This window comes from Haemophilus sp. Marseille-P9675, assembly GCF_916862695.1.
Lineage (GTDB): Bacteria > Pseudomonadota > Gammaproteobacteria > Enterobacterales > Pasteurellaceae > Haemophilus > Haemophilus haemolyticus_K.
This window is the reverse complement of record NZ_CAKASP010000012.1, coordinates 1-5,241: the sequence shown is the minus strand read 5'-3', so window position 1 is coordinate 5,241 and position 5,241 is coordinate 1. Positions and strand designations below refer to the sequence as shown.

The 5,241-nt window shown below is 49.3% G+C and carries 1 tRNA gene and 3 rRNA genes; all 4 read left to right on the top strand.

From position 1 onward, the window contains the following. Nucleotides 1-18: 18 nt before the first annotated feature. A 16S ribosomal RNA gene (locus tag LIX50_RS09430) occupies nt 19-1,558 on the top strand. 240 nt (nt 1,559-1,798) lie between these two features. Beyond that, nucleotides 1,799-1,874, top strand: a tRNA-Glu gene (locus LIX50_RS09425). A gap of 269 nt (nt 1,875-2,143) precedes the next feature. Beyond that, nucleotides 2,144-5,040, top strand: a 23S ribosomal RNA gene (locus LIX50_RS09420). 116 nt (nt 5,041-5,156) lie between these two features. Next, nucleotides 5,157-5,241, top strand: a 5S ribosomal RNA gene (gene rrf, locus LIX50_RS09415); the annotation flags it as partial.

The following is a 5,241-nucleotide window of genomic DNA, read 5'->3' as shown; positions in this document are numbered from 1 at the left end:
TATTGAGCGATTGAACTTGAATTGAAGAGTTTGATCATGGCTCAGATTGAACGCTGGCGGCAGGCTTAACACATGCAAGTCGAACGGTAGCAGGAGAAAGCTTGCTTTCTTGCTGACGAGTGGCGGACGGGTGAGTAATGCTTGGGAATCTGGCTTATGGAGGGGGATAACTACGGGAAACTGTAGCTAATACCGCGTAGTGTCGAGAGACGAAAGTGCGGGACCGCAAGGCCGCATGCCATGAGATGAGCCCAAGTGGGATTAGGTAGTTGGTGGGGTAAAGGCCTACCAAGCCTGCGATCTCTAGCTGGTCTGAGAGGATGGCCAGCCACACTGGAACTGAGACACGGTCCAGACTCCTACGGGAGGCAGCAGTGGGGAATATTGCGCAATGGGGGGAACCCTGACGCAGCCATGCCGCGTGAATGAAGAAGGCCTTCGGGTTGTAAAGTTCTTTCGGTATTGAGGAAGGTTGATGTGTTAATAGTACATCAAATTGACGTTAAATACAGAAGAAGCACCGGCTAACTCCGTGCCAGCAGCCGCGGTAATACGGAGGGTGCGAGCGTTAATCGGAATAACTGGGCGTAAAGGGCACGCAGGCGGTTATTTAAGTGAGGTGTGAAAGCCCCGGGCTTAACCTGGGAATTGCATTTCAGACTGGGTAACTAGAGTACTTTAGGGAGGGGTAGAATTCCACGTGTAGCGGTGAAATGCGTAGAGATGTGGAGGAATACCGAAGGCGAAGGCAGCCCCTTGGGAATGTACTGACGCTCATGTGCGAAAGCGTGGGGAGCAAACAGGATTAGATACCCTGGTAGTCCACGCTGTAAACGCTGTCGATTTGGGGATTGGGCTTAGAGCTTGGTGCCCGTAGCTAACGTGATAAATCGACCGCCTGGGGAGTACGGCCGCAAGGTTAAAACTCAAATGAATTGACGGGGGCCCGCACAAGCGGTGGAGCATGTGGTTTAATTCGATGCAACGCGAAGAACCTTACCTACTCTTGACATCCAGAGAACTTTCCAGAGATGGATTGGTGCCTTCGGGAACTCTGAGACAGGTGCTGCATGGCTGTCGTCAGCTCGTGTTGTGAAATGTTGGGTTAAGTCCCGCAACGAGCGCAACCCTTATCCTTTGTTGCCAGCGATTTGGTCGGGAACTCAAAGGAGACTGCCAGTGATAAACTGGAGGAAGGTGGGGATGACGTCAAGTCATCATGGCCCTTACGAGTAGGGCTACACACGTGCTACAATGGCGTATACAGAGGGTGGCGAAACTGCGAGGTGGAGCGAATCTCAGAAAGTACGTCTAAGTCCGGATTGGAGTCTGCAACTCGACTCCATGAAGTCGGAATCGCTAGTAATCGCGAATCAGAATGTCGCGGTGAATACGTTCCCGGGCCTTGTACACACCGCCCGTCACACCATGGGAGTGGGTTGTACCAGAAGTAGATAGCTTAACCTTTTGGAGGGCGTTTACCACGGTATGATTCATGACTGGGGTGAAGTCGTAACAAGGTAACCGTAGGGGAACCTGCGGTTGGATCACCTCCTTACCAAAGACGAGAGACAGCGAGTGCTCACACAGATTGACTGATAGTTGTAGANTCATGACTGGGGTGAAGTCGTAACAAGGTAACCGTAGGGGAACCTGCGGTTGGATCACCTCCTTACCAAAGACGAGAGACAGCGAGTGCTCACACAGATTGACTGATAGTTGTAGAAAAATGAGAAATTAAAAACGAAGCGAAAGCAACGTTGAAAGATAAAAAGAAGATAGAGTATCTTTAATTGATGTCCCCATCGTCTAGAGGCCTAGGACATCGCCCTTTCACGGCGGTAACCGGGGTTCGAATCCCCGTGGGGACGCCAATTAAAGATAACTTTGTTAGATTATCTTAGTGTTCTTTAAAAAATTGGAAACAAGCTGAAAACAAGAGATTTTCGAGAGAAAGTCTGAGTAGGCAAGATAGGAAAGTGAAAAGAGGGAACTGAGAAGGAAACTCTGAAAGCAAACCTGTTTTGTGATAAATCTTGATTGAACAAAAGCAATCAAGTGTTTAGTTGAATGAAGATACGCATCAAATTGACCGCACTTTGAAGTAAAAACTTAAAGTGATTGAAAACATTTGAGGTTGTATAGTTAAGTGACTAAGCGTACAAGGTGGATGCCTTGGCAATCAGAGGCGAAGAAGGACGTGCTAATCTGCGAAAAGCTTGGATGAGTCGATAAGAGGCGTTTAATCCAAGATATCCGAATGGGGAAACCCAGTAGATGAAGAATCTACTATCACTTACTGAATCCATAGGTAAGTGAGGCAAACCGGGAGAACTGAAACATCTAAGTACCCCGAGGAAAAGAAATCAACCGAGATTTCGTTAGTAGCGGCGAGCGAAAGCGAAAGAGCCTGTTAATGATAGCAGCAGAGATAGAGGAATAAGCTGGGAAGCTTAGCGACACAGGGTGATAGCCCCGTACTCGACATCCAGGCTGTGGTACTAAGTTAACGAGAAGTAGGGCGGGACACGTGATATCCTGTTTGAAGATGGGGGGACCATCCTCCAAGGCTAAATACTCCTGATTGACCGATAGTGAACCAGTACTGTGAAGGAAAGGCGAAAAGAACCCCGGTGAGGGGAGTGAAATAGAACCTGAAACCTTGTACGTACAAGCAGTGGGAGCCTGAAAGGGTGACTGCGTACCTTTTGTATAATGGGTCAGCGACTTATATTTTGTAGCGAGGTTAACCGAATAGGGGAGCCGAAGGGAAACCGAGTCTTAACTGGGCGAATAGTTGCAAGGTATAGACCCGAAACCCGGTGATCTAGCCATGGGCAGGTTGAAGGTTGGGTAACACTAACTGGAGGACCGAACCGACTAATGTTGAAAAATTAGCGGATGACTTGTGGCTGGGGGTGAAAGGCCAATCAAACCGGGAGATAGCTGGTTCTCCCCGAAATCTATTTAGGTAGAGCCTTGAGCGGACACCTTTGGGGGTAGAGCACTGTTTCGGCTAGGGGTCCATCCCGGATTACCAACCCGATGCAAACTACGAATACCAAAGAGTGATACTCAGGAGACACACGGCGGGTGCTAACGTCCGTCGTGGAGAGGGAAACAACCCAGACCGCCAGCTAAGGTCCCAAAGTCTATATTAAGTGGGAAACGAAGTGGGAAGGCTTAGACAGCTAGGATGTTGGCTTAGAAGCAGCCATCATTTAAAGAAAGCGTAATAGCTCACTAGTCGAGTCGGCCTGCGCGGAAGATGTAACGGGGCTGAAATATAGCACCGAAGCTGCGGCATCAGACGTAAGTCTGTTGGGTAGGGGAGCGTTGTGTAAGCGGAAGAAGGTGTGTTGAGAAGCATGCTGGACGTATCACAAGTGCGAATGCTGACATAAGTAACGATAAAACGGGTGAAAAACCCGTTCGCCGGAAGACCAAGGGTTCCTGTCCAACGTTAATCGGGGCAGGGTGAGTCGGCCCCTAAGGCGAGGCTGAAGAGCGTAGTCGATGGGAAACAGGTTAATATTCCTGTACTTGGTAAAGCTGCGATGTGGGGACGGAGTAGGTTAGGTTATCGCACTGTTGGATATGTGCGTTTAAGTTGGTAGGTGGGAAGTTTAGGCAAATCCGGACTTCCTTAACACTGAGAGATGATGACGAGGCTCTACGGAGCTGAAGTAACCGATACCACACTTCCAGGAAAAGCCACTAAGCGAAAGGCTTTACTAAACCGTACTGAAAACCGACACAGGTGGTCAGGTAGAGAATACTCAGGCGCTTGAGAGAACTCGGGTGAAGGAACTAGGCAAAATAGCACCGTAACTTCGGGAGAAGGTGCGCCGGCGTAGATTGTAAGGGCTAGCCCCTGAAGGTTGAACCGGTCGAAGATACCAGCTGGCTGCAACTGTTTATTAAAAACACAGCACTCTGCAAACACGAAAGTGGACGTATAGGGTGTGATGCCTGCCCGGTGCTGGAAGGTTAATTGATGGTGTAATCGAAAGAGAAGCTCCTGATCGAAGCCCCAGTAAACGGCGGCCGTAACTATAACGGTCCTAAGGTAGCGAAATTCCTTGTCGGGTAAGTTCCGACCTGCACGAATGGCATAATGATGGCCAGGCTGTCTCCACCCGAGACTCAGTGAAATTGAAATCGCCGTGAAGATGCGGTGTACCCGCGGCTAGACGGAAAGACCCCGTGAACCTTTACTATAGCTTGACACTGAACATTGAATTTTGATGTGTAGGATAGGTGGGAGACTTAGAAGTAGTCACGCCAGTGATTATGGAGTCGTCCTTGAAATACCACCCTTTAACGTTTGATGTTCTAACGAAGATTGCGGAACGCGGTCTCGGACAGTGTCTGGTGGGTAGTTTGACTGGGGCGGTCTCCTCCCAAAGAGTAACGGAGGAGCACGAAGGTTTGCTAATCACGGTCGGACATCGTGAGGTTAGTGCAATGGTATAAGCAAGCTTAACTGCGAGACAGACAAGTCGAGCAGGTACGAAAGTAGGTCATAGTGATCCGGTGGTTCTGAATGGAAGGGCCATCGCTCAACGGATAAAAGGTACTCCGGGGATAACAGGCTGATACCGCCCAAGAGTTCATATCGACGGCGGTGTTTGGCACCTCGATGTCGGCTCATCACATCCTGGGGCTGAAGTAGGTCCCAAGGGTATGGCTGTTCGCCATTTAAAGTGGTACGCGAGCTGGGTTTAGAACGTCGTGAGACAGTTCGGTCCCTATCTGCCGTGGGCGTTGGAGAATTGGTTGGGGCTGCTCCTAGTACGAGAGGACCGGAGTGGACGCACCACTGGTGTTCCGGTTGTGTCGCCAGACGCATTGCCGGGTAGCTAAGTGCGGAAGAGATAAGTGCTGAAAGCATCTAAGCACGAAACTTGCCAAGAGATGAGTTCTCCCAGATTTAAAATCTGTAAGGGTTGTTTAAGACTAAGACGTAGATAGGTGCGGTGTGTAAGTGATGTGAGTCATTGAGCTAACGCATACTAATTGCCCGAGAGGCTTAACTATACAACGCTCAAGTGTTTTTGGAAAACAGAGTGAAAGAAAAAAATTAACTAAACGTTCAGCTTGTGGCCAATGAAGAACATAGATAGAAGTTAGAATAAAAGTTATCAAAGAATTATCCTGGCGGCGATAGTGCGGTGGAACCACCTGACACCATACCGAACTCAGAAGTGAAACGCTGTAATGCCGATGGTAGTGTGGGGC